The 597-nt window shown below is 49.4% G+C and carries 1 pseudogene; it reads left to right on the top strand.

What is annotated here, in order from left to right:
* Positions 1-597: pseudogene (locus tag R7P74_RS27845) on the top strand (Y-family DNA polymerase); the annotation flags it as partial.

Here is a 597-nt window from a genome sequence, read left to right as displayed (position 1 = left end):
CCGAATCGTTCCAAGTGTATTTGGAGTTACTGTTTGAGATCGAAAACGTTCAGTGGAGTGAAAAACCGTTAGCAAAACTCCTTCGCCAACTCGAAACCTTTCTAAAATTGCGAGACAAAGTCGCCTTTGAACTTCGCTTAACGCTCCATCAACGCGATAAACACGAGCAGCATCTTCAGCTCACCTCAGCTCAAGGCGATTATCTATGCCATCGCTGGCAACAACTGGCGAGTTTGAGCTTAGAGTCGCTCACGCTTAATGGAGCGGTGGTAGGTTTGACACTCAAAGTTGTTCGTCAGGGTGAGCCTTTAAGTGCTGCGCGAGATCTTTTTTCTGGGCCAAAAGGACAGATGAATGCGTTAGAACTGCTCTCTTTACTCCAAGCTAAACTTGGGAAAAATGCGGTGCTCAAGCCAGATATTGCCTGCGACCCAAGACCGGAGAAAGCCAGCCAATACCGACTAGCCGATGAGCCAGACGTACCCACTCATAGCATCCCAGATTTGCTGCGCCCAGCAATGCAACTGCCTGCCCCCATTGCTCTACAAGAGCAAGTATCGCTGGTGCATGGACCAGAACGAATCGTATCCGGATGGT

The organism is Vibrio sp. 2033, assembly GCF_033339735.1.
Note: the sequence above shows the minus strand (reverse complement) of the source record. Positions and strands in the feature narration are given on the sequence as shown.